This is a genomic window from Salinivibrio sharmensis (genome assembly GCF_001995985.1).
Taxonomy (GTDB): Bacteria; Pseudomonadota; Gammaproteobacteria; order Enterobacterales; family Vibrionaceae; genus Salinivibrio; species Salinivibrio sharmensis.
This window is the reverse complement of record NZ_MUFC01000001.1, coordinates 128,986-148,046: the sequence shown is the minus strand read 5'-3', so window position 1 is coordinate 148,046 and position 19,061 is coordinate 128,986. Positions and strand designations below refer to the sequence as shown.

Below are 19,061 nucleotides of genomic sequence, written 5' to 3'. Positions count from 1 at the left end.
TTGTTATATTATAACATTTCTTGCCGTTGTAGAAACACAAGAATGAGAGGAAAGATGATAGCTCGTATCGTTGGGGTATTTATTGCGCTATTGCTTGCACTGCCTGCACAAGCCACGTCAGTAATGACATCGATTAAACCTTTGCAGCTGATCGCCGCGGGTTTAATCACGGAGGAGGATAGTTTGGATGTCCTACTGCCCCCAGGTGCCTCCCCTCACAGCTATGCATTGAAGCCTTCAGATATCCGTGCGTTAAACCAAGCGGATGTGACGATTTGGGTGGGGCCTGAACTCGAACTATTTCTTTCCAAACTACTGGCGGATAAACCGTCGGTGCTTACCCTAACACAGGCAGATAATATGCCTTTACGCCATTTTGATGGTGGGCATCACCACGATCACGGTCACGATCATGGCGAGCACAATATTGATCCGCACTTTTGGCTGGGGCCGAAACCAACCCGCGTGGCGGCGCAAGCCATTACTGAGGCGCTGATTAAAGCGGCGCCCAATAAAAAAGAGCAATATCAGGCCAACTTAGCCCGCTTTAATGCCCAGCTAGATAAAACTGTTGCCAATATTGAGCACGATCTCTCCACCAAAGTTCAATCGGGTTATTTTGTCTTTCATGATGCCTACGGTTACTTCGAAGATGCATTTGGCTTGGAAAAAACAGGCCACTTTACGGTTGACCCAAGTCAAAAGCCGGGCGCGAAAACCTTAGTCACAATTCGCCGAGGTTTGCTTAATCACGATGCGACCTGTATCTTCACGGAGCCGCAGTTTAATCCCGCACTGATTGATGCTGTGACGCGACACAATGACGTCAATGTTTTTGCCTTGGATCCATTGGCGACATCAATTCAGGTAGCACCTGATGGCTATCAGGTGTTTTTACAAGATATGGGAAATCGTTTCACACGTTGTTTAAAGCATGAAACTACTGACTAACTGGCTCGCTTTAACAGCCAGACTACCCCGCCAGCATAAGCTGGCCCTTGCTTCACTGTCTCTTTTAGTCGGCGCTGCCCTGATGTGGCAGCCTTCTCCTTTTGCGCCTTCCAAGGAACGTCAGCCTGCTCCCGTCGCCAACGAGCGTCAACACCCGGCGGCGTCTGAGCATAGTGAGCCGATTGAACAAGGGTTGGATGCTGATGATCCTGCTTTGCGTGTACCGGAAGATGCGCTTGAGCAAGACATCACATCTGAAGCGCCGCGTGTTCACCAACACACGGTTGCCGCTGGCGATACCCTGGGCGAGATTTTCTCTCAGTATGGGCTGCCAATGAGCCAGTTGTATCAAATCTTGGAGGTGAACGATAACGCTGGTGATATCCGTCGGGGCCAAAAAATGGAATGGCAAGTCGACGGACAAGGGCATTTACTGACTTTCACTGCTTATCAGTCGATTAAATATCGTGACCACTACCAATTTAATCAAGGGCAGGTCGATTACCAGCGCCTGGAAACTAAGGGTAAGTTTGAGAAAGTTACGTTAATTGGACGAGTTAACAGTAGTTTTTATCAGCAAGCGCGCCAAGCGGGATTAACACCTAATCAAATTCAGAACCTGGTTTCGGCTTTGCAATGGCGTTTTGATTTCGGGCGCCAGTCTCACCGAGGCGACCAGTTTGCGGTACAAGTGAACAGGGAGTTCATTGACAATAAACCCGTGTCATCGGGTAAGGTCACGGCCATGCTCTACAAGGCGGGAGGTCGAGACATTTTTGTCTACCGTCACCATGACGGGCGTTTTTACGATGAGCAAGGGCAGAGCTTGGATCGTGCGCTTCGCCGTTATCCTACCGCAAAGCGCTATCGTATTAGCTCATCGTTTAATCCACACCGCAAGCATCCCATTACAGGACGCATTTCGCCACATAATGGTACTGATTTCGCGACGCCAATTGGTACCTCGGTACTGGCGGCGGGAGAGGGCGTTGTGGTTAAAGCCCGCCATCACCGTCTAGCGGGTAACTACGTGGTAATAAAGCACGGACGCGAGTATTCAACCCGATACTTACATTTAAACCGGATTTTGGTTAAGCCGGGCGATCATGTGTCGATGGGGCAGAGAATTGGTTTGAGTGGTAATACAGGTCGTTCGACCGGCCCTCACCTTCACTTTGAACTCCTGAAATACGGGCACCCAGTTAATGCGATGAAGGTACCACTCCCCGAAGCGCATCCTGTCCCCACTGACGAGCGCGGGTCATTCCAGCGCCAAGCAAAGCGTGCCCACCAGGCGTTAGCGCAGCGACTGAATGGATAAATTAAATCAATAATGTGAGGCCTAGCTCACATTTAGGGTTGCAGGGTTTCATTTAAAGGCAGGTCGCAGGACACTATGCCGCTAAACCCTGCAACCTGTCTCGCTTCCCGTACATGAAACGCCAATGTCTTTGTTTGTTATGGCTGGTTCTTGTCTTTCCTTGCCTACCGTTGCAGGCGCATGATGCGCTGCAAACTTCATTTCAGTCTTATGGTGGTCTGAATGGGGTGGGTAACGTTAAAGATGTGGCGGTGCAAGCCTCGGGCGGCATGTGGTTGTTGGATAATCAAGGACAGATTGATTTTTTTGATGGCCACCAGCGTCACCCACTCCGCGACGCCTTAACATTACCCGATGAAAAAATTCTTACCATTGCTTACGCCCATCAGGCACTCTGGATGGCGGGTAAAGAGCAAGTATATCGCTTTCAACCGAGTACCAATCAGCTTACCTCGTACCCACTGCCTAAATCGGGGCCGACACCTCGCGCGCCGGTGTCTTCCTCAGGTGGTCCGCGACTTGCGACGGTGAACAATACACTCTGGCATATTCAAGACGGCCAGCTGAGTATCTATCGGGCGAAAGATGGAGCCTTTGATATATGGCGTGCTGGGCGGTGGCGAGCTGATAGAGTGTGGTTGACAGAGGAACACCGACTGTTTGCGGTCGGGAAAACCTTATATCAATTTGATGAGCAGGGTGTGCGTCAACTGACTCGTTTTTCGTCGCCAATCACAGCGATCACCGGTAAACAAGACCGAGCGTGGGTGAGTACCCAAAACGCGGTGTATTTACTGGCACTATCAAGCCATCAAGTGAAAGCACGACACTTGTTGAACACGCGGGGCGGTTATCAACGGCTAACTATGGGATCTGGTGGGCTATGGGCAGCGAATGAGAATGGGCTATTTCGCCTATCGCTGGATGGGGTTGCAACCCCTGTTTGGGCCCCAGATGACCGTGCTATCCCAGGACAAAGCGTGACGTTTTTGTGGGCGGATTTTGAGGGGGGCATATGGTTTTCCACCGATCGTGCCACCCGATATCGCGCCCCGGGACAGCGGTGGATAACTCACCAGCACCGCGTTTTTCCTAAACTGTTCACCCAGGGATTTATGGCGGCGAACAACCCTTGGGCGTATGACACTAATGGCTGGCGAGATTTAAGTGGAACTCGGCCATTACAGGGACAATGGGACGCCACAGATGCAATCAGTGCTACCCGAGACGACAAACACCTTTGGTGGTCAAGTGTGTCCGGAATAACCGGGGTTGATATTCAAACGGGGAATACGATCCCGTTACCAGCACGGTTAGCCCAACTCCCTGCCGAGCACTTATATATTGATGCTGAAGGGGTGCTTTGGTTGTCGGTGAATAACCAGGTGATGCGCTATTGGCCCGATACGCAGACGTTAGTCAGCTATGGTACACGTTGGCAGACGCATGAGGCGGGTAAGGTGTTGGGTTTTTACGATGATGGGTACGGCAATGTTTGGATCCGTGACCAAAATGGCTTAACACGCTATCGCGATGGACGTTTTCAGCCCGTACCGTTGACAGAGGCGCTGCTGCCTGTGCTGAGTATGTACTCAGATGAGCGTGGGCGCCTTTGGTTAGCCAGTGCGCAAGGCGTTTACCAGTACGATCCCAGTGTGCCGGACGCTGTGTCCGCGGCCTATTTATCGATGTCGGATGAGCAATTTCAGTGTGTCACTGGGAATCGAGACGGCGTGTGGGCTTATAGCAATCAAGCGCTGGTGCATATTGCGCCGCGAGGCTTTGTACGCACGTTCCGCCTACCGTCTGATGCGAGCGATATCGCTTGCTACGCCAACCAACCTCACCGGCTTACGCTATTAGCTGGTGACAATACCTACCAGATTGACACTGACCAATTGGCGTTCTCTTTACGTAAGCCGCCAAACGTCGTGGTGGGAGCGGTATGGCAACAAAACAAACGCTGGCGGATTGGCCCTCGCCAACAGACCGCGGTGACCTTGCTAGAACGAAGCCCCGCTCACTTGGCGTGGGGGAGTTGGCCACCAGAGCGACAAGTGACACGCGTCCATTATCAGCTCGTGCCTTATCAGCAATCCGGACAGCCTATGGTAGATAAACTGGCGGCGTGGCAGCAGACAGGAAACGATACCATCTCCTTGGCCAATATGGTCGGTGGGCATTATCAATTGCGGATTGCGATACCACGTGACGGTGCGTCCCACACCGTGTTAGATCTTTCAGTGTCGCTGCCCATGTTACCTCATTTTATTAACGGTATTGTGTTAGCTGGCTTTGCGAGCTTAGTCCTTGCCGCGGTGTTATTGGCGCTACGGCAACGTCGGATGTCGATAGCGGATGCAGCTACAGCCAACGCGCCAACCTTTGCTTCCATGGTTGCAAAAACTAACCCAGCTACGCGAAGGGGAGCGGCAAACGATATCGGGTATCCGCCATCGTTTGGCCTGGCGCACAATAATGAGGCCCAGCAGTGGGCAGCAAAATTTGAGCAAGCGGTTGCAGTCAGGTACAAAGAGCCTGACTTTTCAACAGCGGATTTAGCGAACGCTTTAGCTATGTCTGAGCGTAACTTGCAACGCAAATGTCGTCAGCTTTTTGGTGTCACAGTCACAGCGTATGTCACACAAAAGCGACTTAGCGATGCCGCTGCACTTTTACAACATGGTAATGCCGTTGCCGATGTGGCGGAGATATGTGGTTATCGTGACCCAGCATATTTTAGTCAGCGCTTTAAAAGCTATTATGGTGTAAGCCCCTCGCATTATCGGCAAGCAAGAACCGAAGTGACCATGGCTGATATGCTCGACTAGTGCTGATGTCGGTGAAAGTCGTCTACTAGATAGGAAAGAAAAGAAAACGTGGCATAGCCGGGGAGCCATGCCACGGGTGTCAAAGACACCTTCGCTTGCTGCCGGGGGCGGGGTGACCCGCCCTGGTAAAAACTGCTTTCGAGGGCGTTTGTTGCCCAACGATTGACGATATTATATCGCAACCTTAGATCGCGTAGTTATGACTAAACCGCCAACTTGTCCGGCTGGGTTTCTATCATAACCTCATGATAATTATCGACTTATTTTCTTGATGGCGATTTTGACGAAAATAACGAAACGTATTCACGCCTCGACCTTTAAGCCTTTAGGGGCAAGCTCTTCTCTTATCTGCAGGACAATACCCCCCTCTTGCTGATTTGTTCGTTGACCGACTTGTAAGTGACCCCAAATGGGGTTTGGCCAGACAGGATCGGTTTGAAACCGAGCGACATGATGGACATGGAGTTGTGGTACCAGGTTTCCAATCGCGGCAATATTGAGTTTGTCTGGAGAAAATAAACGCTCAAGACAGCGCGCCACCATGGCCGATTCTTGCCAAAGCGACTGTTGCTCGCTGTCGTCAAGGTGATGAATTTCTTGTACCGCATGCTTACGTGGAACCAGTAGTAACCATGGGCCAATATCGGCATGCGCAAGGCGTAACTGACACAAGGGAAAGTCGCCAACATAAGCACTGTCATCGGCCAGGCGTGGGTGAAGGGTAAAAGACATATAGGCTCCTGATTGTAATGCGAGTGTTTAGCTTACATCATAACTTGCTTGTGGGTCACAAACGCCTGACTGAAAACCGAGCTTTGCTTCATGGTATACAAAAAGCAAGTACGCTTAAACGAGCAATGGCTGTTTGAACTTATCGGCGAGAGCGAGAGGAGGTGGCATGTATTACCAAGACGTTCTGACTTTTTGGTTCGGCGACGAGAGTAGTTATCAGATTCCTTCGTCGACGTCGCAAGCACGATGGTTTGGTGGTAGCCAGGAGGTTGACGAGGCCATTCGCGCGCAGTTTCAATCTTGGGTCAGTGCCGCTGGTGCGGGCGCATTAAATAACTGGGCCCAGACCGCAGAGGGACGGTTGGCATTGATTATTCTGCTCGACCAATTCCCGCGAAACTTATACCGCGGTTTAGCGGCCGCATACCGATACGATGCCTTGGCATTGGCGCTATGTAAGGCAGGGCTCGCCAAAGGTGACGACCAAGCTCTAACCCCGCTTCAGCGGGTGTTTTTCTATCTTCCCCTCGAGCACGCGGAGGACGAAGCCGAACAAGAAGAGGCGTTGTTTCGGTTCGACCAATTACATCAACAAATGCATGGCGAAGTCAAAGCCTGGTACGAGCAATGCTTTGATTACGCACGCCAGCACTATGACATTATTGCCACCTTTGGTCGTTTTCCGCATCGTAATGCGGTAATGGGGCGGTTATCCACTCCTGAGGAGCGGTTATGGCTCAGCGAAACCGAACAGCACTTTGGTCAAGGCTAAAAGTCGTGATGGATAAAAAAAAGCGCCCACCTTTGATTCCGGCGGGCGCTCGTTTTTAGTTGCTACCTATTTTAGCTGGATAGGTAAGGGGGATTACATGCGCTCAAGCGTATTGATACCGAGAAGACCCAGACCTTGCTTGATCGTTTTGGCGGTCAAGGCTGCCATTCTCAGGCGGCTCTGTCGGGTATTTCCTTCAGAAAGCAGGATAGGGCAAGCCTCGTAGAAGCTAGAGAACAAGCCAGCTAATTCAAACAGGTAACTACACATCAGGTGTGGTTGACCCTCGCGCGCCACAGATTTAACCGCTTCCTCAAACTGAAGCAATTTGGCAACCAGCGCTTTTTCTTTCTCATGCTCGATCAGCATTTCACCGTCGAGTGCATCACGGTCAACTCCTGACTTGGCAAAGACTGACGCCACACGGGTGTAGGCATACTGCATGTAAGGGGCGGTGTTACCCTCGAAGGCCAGCATATGATCCCAGTCGAAGATATAGTCCGTGGTACGATGCTTTGACAGATCAGCATACTTCACCGCGGCCATCGCCACTGTGGTGGCGATATCGCGTTGTGTCTCTGCATCCATATCAGGGTTTTTCTCAGCGATAAGCGCTTTGGCACGTGTTTCTGCTTCATCAAGCAAGTCGGCAAGACGAACAGTTCCCCCTGAACGTGTCTTAAAGGGTTTACCGTCTTTGCCGAGCATCATGCCAAAAGCGTGGTGCTCAAGGCTGACCGAGTCGGGCACATAGCCTGCTTTACGCACAATCGTCCACGCTTGCATTAAGTGCTGATGCTGACGGGAATCAATGAAGTAGAGCACACGGTCGGCATTGAACTGCTCGTAACGATATTTGGCACAAGCAATATCCGTGGTGGTGTACAAATAGCCACCATCACGTTTTTGGATGATAACCCCCATCGGCTCGCCGTCTTTATTTTTGTATTCGTCCAGGAAGACAACTTGCGCGCCATCATCTTCTACGGCAATGCCTTTGGCTTTTAGGTCTGCAACAATACCGGGCAGCATGTCGTTGTAGAGGCTTTCGCCCATGACGTCTTTATCGCTTAATGAGACGTTTAGCCGATCGTAGTTACGTTGGTTTTGCTCCAACGTCACTTTTACCAACTTTTCCCACTTTTCTTTACAGTAGGCGTCACCGCGCTGTAGGCGGACCACGTAGTCTCGCGCTGTCGCAGCAAAGGCTTCGTCTTCATCGTAACGCGCCTTTGACTCACGATAGAAGTTTTCGATATCGCCAAGCTCCATGGAAATATCGTCACCGCGTGACTCGTGTAGCTCGAGGTTGGCAATGAGCATGCCGAACTGGGTTCCCCAGTCACCTAGGTGGTTGGCGCGGGTGACATTGTGACCCAAAAACTCCAGAGTGCGTACGACGGCATCACCAATAATGGTGGAGCGAAGGTGGCCAACGTGCATTTCTTTCGCCACGTTAGGGGCGGAGTAATCTACCACAATGTTTTGTGTGTCTTGCTTTTCGACACCGAGGCGCTCGTCTGATAGCGCGGCATCAGCCTGCTTTGCCAGCCACTGATCATTCAAAAAAATATTGATAAAGCCGGGGCCGGCGATTTCTGTTTTACTCGCCACATCACCTAAATCGAGGGCGTCCAACACTTTCTGGGCAAATTCACGGGGGTTAGTGCCGAGCTTTTTGGCTGCGCCCATCACACCATTGGCTTGATAGTCACCAAATTGTGGCTTCGCAGACTGACGCACTGCCGCTGGTGTGCCCTCTGGGGCACCCGCCGCAACCATCGCGGCAGACACTTTTTCGTTAAGAAGACTTTGAATATTCACTTGCTTACCTTTACTACTAGCCGGGCTGATTATGAACGACCCGTTATGTGGGCTTCCAGCTTATTAATACAAGAATCCGCCAACACTGCACTGCCACATAAAAGCATGCAAACACAGTGTTGGCGGGATGCTGTATTGTTGCGAACCATGACGTCCACCGACGTGGATGACCCTAATGATACCCATAAAACAGCAGGCATTGGCAATAGTTATTCAACGCCATCCTTGATATCTTTCGCGACTGGAAGACAACGAGCACCTTAAAACCTTGAGAGGTCATTATGCATGATGCCAGCAATTGGACATCCCTGATGCGAGATCAAGCAGCTTTTACAGATAAAATCAATCAGTTGCTGGAAGTGTTGGCGATCGACTGTCGTGAACTCGTGCTTGATCACGTCGCGATTCGTACCAATGATCACGCGCTCACTGATTCGCTGGCCGAACATTTGGGTGAACGGGGGCAATTACTCTCGCAAGCCACCGTGAATGCGCGCCCCATTCATATTTACCAGCTAGAAACGCCAATGCACATTGGGCACTGGCAAACTGATTTGGTCGAGTTGCCCTTTCCCAATCACAAAACATACCCGTTTCAAAGCTGGGAACACGTAGAGTTTGTGGTGCCGTGCCAAACGGCAACCATGACAGCGCTTGAAGCCGCGCTAGCATCACGTTTCCCGGGCTTATTGACGCGCGCGGCTAGCATGGAGGCGGTAACGGTCAAGCGCAGTGAGCCGCAGGTGGTGGGAGAGCGCCTAGCTAACCCAACCATTGCCTTTAAACACCGCGGTGTTAGCGTGAAGTTTCACCCGTATTCACTGGCGGAAATCATTGCCAGTGAAACCCATTTTTAATCACAGGCTTCACGGTCAGCGTACTTTGTCACAAGGTCACGTGCTATAGGATCACGGTTTTGTTGCCATGGACAAAAACACGGTCCTCGGTGACAGACTCGATGGCTTGACTCAGTACGCTCTTTTCTACATCTCGACCTGCTTTGGCCATGTCTTGTGCGCTAAAGCTGTGATCAACATGAATCACGTCTTGGCCAATAATCGGTCCCTCATCTAAGTCATTGGTGACAAAGTGCGCCGTCGCGCCAATGATTTTAACGCCGCGCTCGAACGCTTGGTGGTATGGACGGGCCCCAATAAAAGCAGGCAAAAAGCTGTGATGGATATTGATGATGCGATGTGGATACTGGGCGACAAAGTCCGGTGTCAGTACTCGCATGTATTTTGCCAACACAATGTAATCAGGTTGATGGCCTTGAATAGCTTTCAGCATCGCCTGTTCATGCTCTTCGCGGCTTAGGCCTTCATGACTCACGTAATGAAAAGGAATATCAAAGCGCTCTGTCAGGGGCTGGAGCTTATCGTAGTTACCGACCACCGCTGCAATATCAATCTCGAGCGAGCCGTCGTAGGCTTTCATTAAAATGTCGCCCAGGCAGTGGGATTCTTTGGTGACCATGATGACCACTCGTTTGCGGCGCGAGCTAATCAGTTGGCGCTGGCTACCTGGTGGCAGGGCATGGTCAAGGTCGAGAAGCAGGGTGTGATCATTAAAAATCCCCTCCAGCTCAGTACGCATATAAAACTGCCCAGTGACATTATCGACGTACTCACGATTGTGAATAATGTTGAGTTGATGTTTGTAGCAAATGTTGGTGATGGTCGCGATAAGCCCTTGGGCGTCAGGACAGTCCGTGAGAAGTGTTTTTCGTTCCATGTTGTTGTGTACTGCTGATGACTAAACCCTCGGTTGTACCCTGTCTCAGCCGCGAGGTCAAAGTGATTTTACGATGCGCCATCGGTTTCTCAGGGCAGTGGTTTCATCCGGTAGAGGGGTTTGGCATAATGGCGGCTTTCCCCCTGTGTATTTATACAATGATCCGTAAGGTTTTCTCAGACACTGGCGCGCTGGCTAAAGCGATTGATGGTTTTGTACCTCGTCAGCCGCAAACAGATATGGCGATTGCTGTTGATGCAACAATTCGTGACCAAGGCCAGCTTGTGGTAGAAGCGGGCACAGGGACAGGGAAAACCTATGCCTATCTCGCCCCGGTTTTATTGAGCGGTAAAAAGGCGATCATCAGCACCGGGTCGAAAAATCTGCAAGAGCAGCTTTACCACCGTGATTTACCGCTGATGAAGTCAGCCTTGGGCTACACAGGAACCACCGCCTTGTTGAAAGGTCGCGTCAATTACTTGTGTCCAGAGCGACTCGAGCGCCAAATTAGTGAGTGCCATCGTCCCGATAGCGAGCCTGGGCAATTGAGTCAGCTGGTGAAGATTCGCGAGTGGTCGTCGTATACCGAGTCGGGGGATCTAAGTGAATGTGAGGCACTGGCAGAAGACAGCCCGCTAATTCCCGTTGTGACGTCCACCAATGACAATTGCCTTGGTAAAGATTGCCCGAGCTACGAAGATTGCTACGTGGTCAAAGCCCGACGTCGTGCGATGGATGCCGACGTGGTGGTGGTTAACCATCATTTGTTTTTGGCTGATGTTGCCATCAAAGAAACGGGGTTTGGCGAGCTGATCCCAGAAGCGGACGTGATGGTGTTTGATGAAGCGCACCAGTTGCCCGATATCGCCAGTCAGTATTTTGGTCAATCGCTATCCAGTCGGCAATTGCAAGATGTTGCCAAAGACATTCATATCGCTTATCGCACTGAGCTGCGAGATACTCGCCAATTAGAAAAAGTGGCCGAACGTCTCTCACAAGCGGCAATGGATATGCGTTTGGTGATGGGCGAGCCCGGTTACCGCGGCAATTGGCGTGAACTTCAGGCTTCGCCCACGGTTGAAAAAGAGTTGGTACGATTGGCTGATGCCCTCGAACTTGCCCATGATGTAGTGAAGTTATCCTTGGGGCGAAGCCAATTACTTGACGCTGCGTTTGACCGTATTACCTTATTTAAAGCACGGCTTGCGCGCTTAAAAGACACCTCAATCACTGGCTACTCCTATTGGTACGAATGTACGCGGCATCACTTTAGCCTCAACATTACGCCCTTGTCGGTCGCCGATCGCTTTCGTGAGCAAATGGCCGAACAGGGTGGTGCTTGGATTTTCACTTCCGCAACCTTGGCCGTTGAAGGAGACTTTGCGCATTTTAACCACCGCCTAGGAATTGATGCTAAGCAGCAAATGACACTGGAAAGCCCCTTTGACTATCCCAATCAGGCGAGGCTTTGCGTGCCTCGTCATGTACCGGAAACCAATAGTTTTCGTCGTGCCAACAAACTTGCTGCATTATTGGGGCCAGTGATTGAACGTAACCAAGGCCGTTGCTTTTTCCTGTGTACGTCACATCAAATGGTACGCGAGCTGTCAGCCTTATTTCGTGAACAGCTGTCATTGCCGGTGCTCATGCAAGGTGAGATGCCCAAGCAGCGCCTATTGGCTGAATATTTGTCGTTGGGCAATGCGTTGCTGGTGGCGACGGGCGCCTTTTGGGAGGGTATTGATGTGCGTGGGCAAGCGCTCAGTTGCGTGATCATCGATAAACTGCCTTTTGCCTCACCCGACGATCCTTTGCTAAAAGCCCGGATTGAGGACTGTAAATTGCAAGGTGGGGATCCCTTTGCCCAGGTGCAGATCCCCGAGGCAGTGATCACGTTAAAGCAAGGGGTTGGCCGTCTAATTAGAGACCAACAAGATTTTGGCGCACTGGTTATTTGTGATAACCGCCTAGTGACCCGCGCCTATGGGGCGACATTTTTACGGAGCTTGCCGGCAATCCCGCGCACGCGGGATTTACACCAAATCGACGATTTTTTGTCGGTTAGTGGCACCGAGAGTAACCCAATTAACTCGCATTTATCAGATCAACCTATAGAGGGTTAAATGACGCTACGAATACTTGCCGTCGATACGGCGACCGAAAACTGCTCAGTGGCATTGTGCTGTGATAATAAGATCATAGCGCGTAGTGAAGTCGCACCACGAGAGCATACCAACAAAATCTTACCCATGGTGGATGAGGTATTGGCAGAAGCGGGTGTTGGGCTGGCGCAATTAGATGCTCTGGCGTTTGGCCGCGGGCCAGGAAGCTTCACCGGTGTGCGTATTGGCATCGGTATTGCACAAGGTTTAGCGTTTGGGGCGGATGTGCCCATGATTGGTGTTTCAACACTAGAAGCGATGGCCGCACAAAGCTATCGGCTACATGAGTCGACCCAGGTACTAGCGGCGATTGATGCGCGTATGGGTGAACTCTATGTTGGCCAATATCGGCGGACTGACGCTGGCGTATGGCAGTGTGTCGGTGAAGAGAGGGTTGTCGCCCCGGAAGCATTCACCCCTGAGTGTACCGAGGGAGCGTGGACATTGGCAGGAACGGGTTGGCCAGCCTATCCTGATCTAGCTGCTCGTTTATCTTTGCAGACTGTGTCCTCTGAGGTGTTATACCCTCAAGCGCAAGATATGTTGGACATTGCCAAGCACGCCTACCGCGCGGGAGAAACGGTTGCTGCAGAGCTCGCAAGTCCGACGTATCTGCGTGATAAAGTGACATGGAAAAAATTGCCAGGGCGCGAATAACCTGAATGAGGCCGGCGGAATAAGGAAGTGAATATGGTATCGATTAATGGCGTATCCTCCCCACAAGCTAACCGGCCGAATCAGCCCCAACGCACGGGCAAAAAACCGCAAGCCACGCGTAAGCAAACACCGAAACCGACGCAAGTTGCTAAGGCGGTGCGTCAACGCGTGGATCCCGCTTCTATCGCTCAAGCCGAACAGGCAAAACAGGCATATGTGCAATATGATTTGCCAGACGGTCGCGGTCGTCAGGCGATGGAATCGTATTTCGCGGTGTTAAATCAAGCAAGGCGCGAGGAACTGATCAATTTAGTTGGCGTCGATATTTATGTTTGACGTGGCATTGAAGGAGCCTTAAATGAAGCCGTATTTGTTTGTCGTTGCACTGGGTGCCTTGGTGTTGAGTGGCTGCACAAGCTTGCCTGAATCGCTAAAGGGTCGAATGGAGCAGCCGGTGACGGAATATCCGGTGGTCGCAAAGATGACCAAGGCGCAGCAAGGGGAAGAAGTCCGTCTAGGCGGGCTTATCGCCGCAGTGAAAAACCGTGAAAACGACTCTGTGGTTGAAATTGTGGCCTTGCCAACGTCCCATGCGGGTCGGCCCGATATCGATGCTTCATCGCTCGGGCGTTTCAAAGCGATTTTTCCAGGTTTTATCGAACCGGCAGATTACGCGAAAGGTCGACCGATTACGGTATTGGGCGACTTTCAGCAGCGTCAATCAGGCAAAGTCGGCGATTACTCCTATGACTACCCAGTTATCGTGGTAAAAGGGCACCAGCTTTGGGACATAGAGCAGCACCTTGTCGACGATGATAGGCCGTATTGCTACGGCTTGTATTGCTCTCGTGTGCGCATTGGCGTTGGCACTGGGCGGGTGCAAAGTGTTATTACCTTACCTTATTAGCGATTAAACGTGACCGCAATGACAACCTCTCAATTGGCCGGCGCCTTTGACGCCTTGCTGGCATCTAACCCTGCAGAGCTTGGTGTCGCCCCCGGCTTAACCCCGACCTCCATACAACTTAACGATGTAACAGTGGCTGCGGCAACACGCCCGGCACGCGGCTTAGCGCCGACACTGGTTTTTTTACATGGTTGGCAAGATAACCTAGCAAGCTTTCACCCGTTGATCCCGTTATTGCCTCAAGAGTATGGGGTGCTGCTCTTTGATTGGCCCGGGCATGGTTTGTCTGAGCATAAAAAAGGGGATCACTATTATCCGTTTTTTGACTATCTCGATAGCTTACATCAAGTGCTCAATCACGCGTTGTTGTCACCGAACGAGGAAAGGGGCCCTTTGATATTGGTGGGGCATTCATTGGGAGGGCTAGTGGCGAGTTGCTATGCGGCCAGCTTTCCTACATCGATAAATGGCATGATATCGATAGAAGCACTTGGCCCTATTGTTGAACCTGAGCACAAAATCACCGAACGAATAGCGAAAAGTCTTAATCAGCGCTTAAATTCGGCTCAAAAACGTCCGCGCATCTTTGATTCTGCTGTCAAGGCGCTACAATTGCGCGCGTCCATCAACAAGGTCGCGAGTGAGCAACTGATGCCGTTGGTCGCAAGAGGGATCCAGAGATGTGATGGTGGTGTCAGTTGGCGTCACGACCCCAAGCTTCGCAATGAGCCATTGTATCGGATGGCACCAGGCCATGGGGAGTCGATTATTAAGTCGATAGAGTGCCCTGTACTCGCGATTCGAGCAACCGATGGGTATCCTGCGCTGCGCGCTGCCGATGCAGAGCAACGCACGAGGTGGTTTCGGCAACTAACCCTTGTTGAACTCCCCGGGACACATCATTGCCACCTTCAGCAACCGCAACAAACTGTGTCGTTGATAACGGATTTTGTGACCAAAATTCAAACGCGCACTTAAAATGCTCGTGTAACAATAATGTTAACGCTATGGTGGGTAGGTTAAACACCTGTTTGAATTATGCCTCGCGTCGATCGAAGTAGGCCACATGGCCTGCAAGCTAACACATAGGAGAAAGCCAGTGGAAAAGGTATGGCTTAATCGCTACCCGTCGGATGTACCGGCGGAAATAGATCCAGATGCCCATCGCTCTCTCGTTGAGATGTTTGAACATTCTGTACAACAGTACGCAGACCAAACTGCCTTCATCAACATGGGGCAGGTCATGACATTTCGCAAATTGGAAGAGCGTAGCCGAGCGTTTGCTGCCTATCTACAAAATGAGCTGAAACTGAAAAAAGGCGATCGCGTTGCCATTATGATGCCGAACTTGCTGCAATACCCGATTGCATTGTTCGGTGTTTTGCGTGCGGGTTGTGTCGCCGTTAACGTTAATCCGCTGTATACCCCCCGCGAGCTTGAGCACCAGTTGACAGACGCAGGGGCCAAAGCAATTGTGATTGTCAGTAACTTTGCTCACACGCTAGAGAAGGTTGTCGATAATACACCAGTAAAACATGTGGTATTGACCAGCTTGGGTGAACAGTTGCCACGAGCCAAAGGGACTCTGGTTAATTTCGTGGTCAAGTACGTCAAAAAAATGGTGCCTAAGTATCATTTGCCGCACGCGACCTCGATGCGCCAAGCGCTGCGCCGTGGCCGACGTATGCAATACGTGAAGCCTTTTTTAAAAGGCGAAGACATTGCGTTTTTACAATATACCGGTGGCACCACGGGGCTGGCGAAAGGTGCGGTACTGACTCACAGAAATATGCTGGCTAATGTCTATCAGGCGAAAGGCACGTATCAGCCGGTACTTAATGCAGGCGAAGAGCTGGTGGTCACCGCATTGCCGCTGTATCACGTATTCGCCCTCACGGTAAACTGCCTATTGTTTATTGAAATGGGTGGACAAAACCTATTGATCACCAATCCACGTGATATTCCAGGCTTTGTCAAAGAGCTACAAAAGTATCCGTTTACAGCAATCACTGGCGTTAACACGTTATTCAATGCCTTGCTTAACAATGAAGACTTCCACGAGTTGGACTTCTCCAATCTGCGCCTGACAGTGGGTGGTGGTATGGCGGTACAACGTGCCGTTGCCGAGAGTTGGAAAAAGCTAACGGGCAAGCATCTACTCGAAGGCTATGGGTTAACAGAGTGCTCACCCCTTGTCGCTGCATACCCTTATGACTTACGTGACTATAACGGCTCCATTGGTCTCCCCGTGCCATCAACGGAGGTACGCATCGTCGGCGATCAAGGGGACGATGTGGCGGATAATCAACCGGGTGAGTTGTTAGTGCGCGGCCCGCAAGTGATGCAAGGGTATTGGAATCGTCCAGAGGCGACACGAGAGAGCATTGACGAGCATGGTTGGTTAGCCACCGGGGATGTGGTGCAATTTGACGATGACGGCTTTTTACATATCGTGGATCGCAAGAAAGACATGATCCTCGTCTCGGGCTTTAATGTGTATCCTAATGAAGTGGAAGATGTCGTTGCTTTGCATGATAAGGTGTTAGAAGTTGCCGCTATTGGTCAGCCGGATGAGAATTCTGGAGAAGTGGTTAAAATCTGTGTGGTCAAAAAAGACCCTTCTCTTACGCGCGATGACCTTGTGGCGCACTGTCGCAAACACCTCACTGGCTACAAGGTGCCACGTGTTGTGGAGTTTAGAGACGAACTGCCTAAAACCAACGTGGGTAAAATTCTTCGTCGAGAGTTACGTGATGAACCACAAGCCACGGAGCAAAAAGCCTCGGCTTAATGCGAACGGGCCCAGAAAAGGGTAAACTGTCGATAACGAATCACGAGATGCCGGCCTAGCCGGCATTTTCTTTATGGGCTTTTTTGTGAATTACCAACAAATCACCTCAAATCAACAGTTGGCCTCTATCTGTGCGCAATTGCGTCAACAACCTGTTGTGATGCTTGATACCGAGTTTGTCCGCACGCGTACCTTTTATGCACAACTGGGCCTTGTTCAGATTTATGATGGCGAGCACCTTGTGCTCATTGACCCGCTAGCCATCGATGATCTTTCGCCGCTATGGGCGTTGTTGAGTGATACGCGCGTCACCAAGGTACTGCACGCAAGCAGTGAAGACTTAGAAGTCTTTCAACACTATGCTGGGGTGTTGCCAACCCCAATGATCGATACCCAAATTGTCGCTGCTTTCTTGGGTCATGGCGTCTCCGAAGGCTTTGCCAGCTTAGTGGAGCGCTATGTCGGTGTCAGCTTGGATAAAGGGGAGTCCCGCACCGATTGGTGCGCGCGCCCTCTAACAGAAAAGCAGAAACAGTATGCAGCCGCCGATGTGTACTATTTACTACCGCTTTATCAAGCGTTGACCAAAGCACTGGCGCAGACTCAGTGGCAAGACGCGATGGTGGAAGAGTGTGCATTGCTGAGCCGTAAAAAACAGCTGGCAAAATCAGATGAGGCCGCTTACCTCGATATCAAATATGCGTGGCAGCTTAATCGTCAACAACTGGCCGTTTTGCAAGCCCTTGCCAAATGGCGTGCAAAGGAAGCACGACGCCGAAATATGGCACTCAACTTCATTGTTAAAGAGCAGCACCTTTTTAAAATGGCACGCTACGGTATCCGTACCGTTGAGCAAATGAATGAACATGGATTCGACAAAAATGAAGTGCGCTATCACGCGCAAACGCTGATAAAAATGGCGTCACAAGCGGACAAGACGCCAGTAGTAAAATGCCCGTCTGTCATCACACGCTTGGTGGATGAACCTGGCTATAAATCGTTGATTAAAAATATTAAAGAGCAGGTACAAACCGTGGCGGACCAACTGGGCCTTGCGCCTGAGTTTATCGGTTCAAAGAAACAGCTGAACCAGTTAATTACCTGGGTATGGCGCGAGCAATGCCAGGAGGAGAAGCGGCCCGATCTCGCCACGGGTTGGCGCTATCGAATTGTGGGGAAGGACTTGCTGGCGATGATCCCTAACGCCCCTGGTACATAGCGATTATTCCGCGCATAAAAAAGCGGTGCCCCAAAGGTACCGCTTTCTTGTTATTATCCCAACCGCGTTAGAGTTAGCTCTCTTTCCCCTCTTCAGGCAGGGTGACGTTTAACTCCAACACAGACAAGTCATCATCCCCTTGCTCGAGGCTAACAGACACTTGGTCTGGTGCGATATCTACGTATTTGCGAATCACATCCAAGATATCTTGCTTTAACTGGGGCAGATACGTGGGAGCTGGGCTATCGGCACTGCGGCGCTCAGCAACAATGATTTGCAGACGCTCTTTGGCAATGTTGGCCGATTTTTTCTTTGATGGGCGGAAGAATTCAAGCAGTGCCACATTAGCCTCCAAATAAGCGTTTTAGGAAACCTTTGCGCTCTTCCTCAATAAATCGGAAGGGGCGCTCTTCACCCAGTAACCGAGCAATTGCATCCTCGTAGGCTTGGCCGGCATCTGACTCTTGGTCAAGCACCACAGGCTCGCCTTTGTTGGAAGCGTGCAACACCGACTGGCTCTCCGGGATAACGCCTAATAGTGGAATACGCAGAATATCTTCTACATCTTCAACACTGAGCATCTCACCATTGGTGACGCGTGCAGGGTTATAGCGAGTGAGTAACAAGTGATGTTTGACCGGATCCTCACCGTTTTCTGCGCGGCGCGATTTAGAATCGAGAATACCAAGAATTCGATCCGAATCGCGTACGGATGAAACTTCTGGATTGGTGGTCACAATGGCTTCATCTGCAAAATACAATGCCATCAACGCGCCAGCTTCAATCCCCGCCGGTGAATCGCAAATAATGTATTCAAAGCCAAGCTCGTCCATGTCTTTTAAAACACGCTCGACACCTTCTTTGGTCAACGCATCTTTATCGCGCGTCTGAGAGGCCGGTAAAATAAACAAGTTCTCAACGCGTTTGTCTTTAATTAACGCTTGATGGAGATTGGCTTCGCCGTTTATGACGTTAACAAAATCATAGACCACGCGGCGCTCACAACCCATCACTAAATCTAGGTTGCGTAGGCCAATATCAAAATCGACCACGGCGGTTTTTTTACCCGTCATGGCCAACCCGGTCGCTAATGCTGCACTCGACGTTGTTTTTCCAACACCGCCTTTACCGGAGGTGATTACAATAATTCGTGCCATTCC

General features: G+C 50.9%; 17 protein-coding genes. 12 read left to right on the top strand and 5 right to left on the bottom strand.

From position 1 onward, the window contains the following. Window positions 1-54 precede the first annotated feature (54 nt). From znuA to BZG74_RS00700, 3 genes are all read left to right on the top strand, one after another. Complete coding sequence (gene znuA / locus BZG74_RS00710) at window positions 55-951, top strand: zinc ABC transporter substrate-binding protein ZnuA (protein WP_077770926.1); 897 nt, start codon at window positions 55-57, stop codon at window positions 949-951. Then, window positions 935-2,272, top strand: coding sequence for a murein DD-endopeptidase MepM (gene mepM, locus BZG74_RS00705; protein WP_077770925.1), 1,338 nt, complete (start codon window positions 935-937; stop codon window positions 2,270-2,272). The genes znuA and mepM overlap by 17 nt, the downstream gene beginning before the upstream one ends. A 113-nt stretch (window positions 2,273-2,385) precedes the next feature. Beyond that, entirely contained in the window at window positions 2,386-5,103 is a 2,718-nt protein-coding gene (locus BZG74_RS00700; protein ID WP_077770924.1) for an AraC family transcriptional regulator, read from the top strand. 303 nt (window positions 5,104-5,406) lie between these two features. Here BZG74_RS00700 and BZG74_RS00695 read toward each other — a convergent pair whose 3' ends face one another. Further along, the gene (locus BZG74_RS00695) at window positions 5,407-5,835 is read right to left on the bottom strand and encodes an HIT family protein (RefSeq protein ID WP_077770923.1); all 429 of its coding nucleotides are present in this window, start codon (window positions 5,833-5,835) and stop codon (window positions 5,407-5,409) included. Window positions 5,836-6,001: 166 nt separating this feature from the next. Here BZG74_RS00695 and BZG74_RS00690 point away from each other — a divergent pair, with 166 nt between their 5' ends. Next, complete coding sequence (locus BZG74_RS00690) at window positions 6,002-6,607, top strand: DUF924 family protein (protein ID WP_077770922.1); 606 nt, start codon at window positions 6,002-6,004, stop codon at window positions 6,605-6,607. Window positions 6,608-6,700: 93 nt separating this feature from the next. Here the strand turns inward: BZG74_RS00690 and argS are convergent, their stop codons facing one another. Further along, the gene (argS, locus tag BZG74_RS00685; protein WP_077770921.1) at window positions 6,701-8,431 is read right to left on the bottom strand and encodes an arginine--tRNA ligase; all 1,731 of its coding nucleotides are present in this window, start codon (window positions 8,429-8,431) and stop codon (window positions 6,701-6,703) included. A gap of 311 nt (window positions 8,432-8,742) precedes the next feature. On the opposite strand from argS, the gene BZG74_RS00680 reads away from it, so the two are divergent. Beyond that, window positions 8,743-9,288 carry a VOC family protein gene (locus BZG74_RS00680; protein WP_158020617.1) on the top strand — a complete coding sequence of 182 codons (546 nt, stop codon included), beginning with the start codon at window positions 8,743-8,745 and terminating at the stop codon, window positions 9,286-9,288. Window positions 9,289-9,331: 43 nt separating this feature from the next. Here BZG74_RS00680 and purU read toward each other — a convergent pair whose 3' ends face one another. Further along, entirely contained in the window at window positions 9,332-10,165 is an 834-nt protein-coding gene (gene purU / locus BZG74_RS00675) for a formyltetrahydrofolate deformylase (protein ID WP_077770919.1), read from the bottom strand. A gap of 158 nt (window positions 10,166-10,323) precedes the next feature. Here purU and BZG74_RS00670 point away from each other — a divergent pair, with 158 nt between their 5' ends. From BZG74_RS00670 to rnd, 7 genes are all read left to right on the top strand, one after another. Continuing rightward, a complete protein-coding gene (locus BZG74_RS00670; protein WP_077770918.1) occupies window positions 10,324-12,288 on the top strand; it encodes an ATP-dependent DNA helicase in 1,965 nt (654 codons plus the stop codon). Next, window positions 12,289-12,984, top strand: a complete 696-nt coding sequence (gene tsaB, locus BZG74_RS00665; protein ID WP_077770917.1) for a tRNA (adenosine(37)-N6)-threonylcarbamoyltransferase complex dimerization subunit type 1 TsaB — start codon at window positions 12,289-12,291, stop codon at window positions 12,982-12,984. A 33-nt stretch (window positions 12,985-13,017) separates the two neighbouring features. Beyond that, on the top strand, window positions 13,018-13,320 hold the full coding sequence (locus tag BZG74_RS00660; RefSeq protein ID WP_077770916.1) for a hypothetical protein: 303 nt from the start codon (window positions 13,018-13,020) through the stop codon (window positions 13,318-13,320). Window positions 13,321-13,342: 22 nt separating this feature from the next. Next, window positions 13,343-13,891 (top strand): Slp family lipoprotein, encoded by a 549-nt coding sequence (locus BZG74_RS00655; RefSeq protein ID WP_077770915.1) that lies wholly within the window; start codon window positions 13,343-13,345, stop codon window positions 13,889-13,891. Window positions 13,892-13,909: 18 nt separating this feature from the next. Further along, complete coding sequence (locus tag BZG74_RS00650; RefSeq protein WP_235605685.1) at window positions 13,910-14,869, top strand: alpha/beta fold hydrolase; 960 nt, start codon at window positions 13,910-13,912, stop codon at window positions 14,867-14,869. Window positions 14,870-14,990: 121 nt separating this feature from the next. Continuing rightward, the gene (gene fadD / locus BZG74_RS00645; RefSeq protein ID WP_077770914.1) at window positions 14,991-16,682 is read left to right on the top strand and encodes a long-chain-fatty-acid--CoA ligase FadD; all 1,692 of its coding nucleotides are present in this window, start codon (window positions 14,991-14,993) and stop codon (window positions 16,680-16,682) included. 85 nt (window positions 16,683-16,767) lie between these two features. Further along, entirely contained in the window at window positions 16,768-17,901 is a 1,134-nt protein-coding gene (gene rnd / locus BZG74_RS00640) for a ribonuclease D (protein ID WP_077771117.1), read from the top strand. 73 nt (window positions 17,902-17,974) lie between these two features. On the opposite strand, the gene minE is transcribed toward rnd, so the two are convergent. Further along, a complete protein-coding gene (gene minE, locus BZG74_RS00635) occupies window positions 17,975-18,244 on the bottom strand; it encodes a cell division topological specificity factor MinE (RefSeq protein WP_046073536.1) in 270 nt (89 codons plus the stop codon). A gap of 1 nt (window position 18,245) precedes the next feature. Continuing rightward, window positions 18,246-19,058 (bottom strand): septum site-determining protein MinD, encoded by an 813-nt coding sequence (gene minD, locus BZG74_RS00630; protein WP_069361429.1) that lies wholly within the window; start codon window positions 19,056-19,058, stop codon window positions 18,246-18,248. Window positions 19,059-19,061: the final 3 nt, after the last annotated feature.

Excerpts from the sequence above, each read along its gene's own strand:
- znuA (WP_077770926.1), top strand. The coding sequence starts at position 55 with ATGATAGCTCGTATCGTTGGGGTATTTATTGCGCTATTGCTTGCACTG.
- mepM (WP_077770925.1), top strand. The coding sequence starts at position 935 with ATGAAACTACTGACTAACTGGCTCGCTTTAACAGCCAGACTACCCCGC.
- BZG74_RS00700 (WP_077770924.1), top strand. The coding sequence starts at position 2,386 with ATGAAACGCCAATGTCTTTGTTTGTTATGGCTGGTTCTTGTCTTTCCT.
- BZG74_RS00695 (WP_077770923.1), bottom strand. The coding sequence starts at position 5,835 with ATGTCTTTTACCCTTCACCCACGCCTGGCCGATGACAGTGCTTATGTT.
- BZG74_RS00690 (WP_077770922.1), top strand. The coding sequence starts at position 6,002 with ATGTATTACCAAGACGTTCTGACTTTTTGGTTCGGCGACGAGAGTAGT.
- BZG74_RS00680 (WP_158020617.1), top strand. The coding sequence starts at position 8,743 with ATGCGAGATCAAGCAGCTTTTACAGATAAAATCAATCAGTTGCTGGAA.
- purU (WP_077770919.1), bottom strand. The coding sequence starts at position 10,165 with ATGGAACGAAAAACACTTCTCACGGACTGTCCTGACGCCCAAGGGCTT.
- BZG74_RS00670 (WP_077770918.1), top strand. The coding sequence starts at position 10,324 with ATGATCCGTAAGGTTTTCTCAGACACTGGCGCGCTGGCTAAAGCGATT.
- tsaB (WP_077770917.1), top strand. The coding sequence starts at position 12,289 with ATGACGCTACGAATACTTGCCGTCGATACGGCGACCGAAAACTGCTCA.
- BZG74_RS00660 (WP_077770916.1), top strand. The coding sequence starts at position 13,018 with ATGGTATCGATTAATGGCGTATCCTCCCCACAAGCTAACCGGCCGAAT.
- BZG74_RS00655 (WP_077770915.1), top strand. The coding sequence starts at position 13,343 with ATGAAGCCGTATTTGTTTGTCGTTGCACTGGGTGCCTTGGTGTTGAGT.
- BZG74_RS00650 (WP_235605685.1), top strand. The coding sequence starts at position 13,910 with ATGACAACCTCTCAATTGGCCGGCGCCTTTGACGCCTTGCTGGCATCT.
- minD (WP_069361429.1), bottom strand. The coding sequence starts at position 19,058 with ATGGCACGAATTATTGTAATCACCTCCGGTAAAGGCGGTGTTGGAAAA.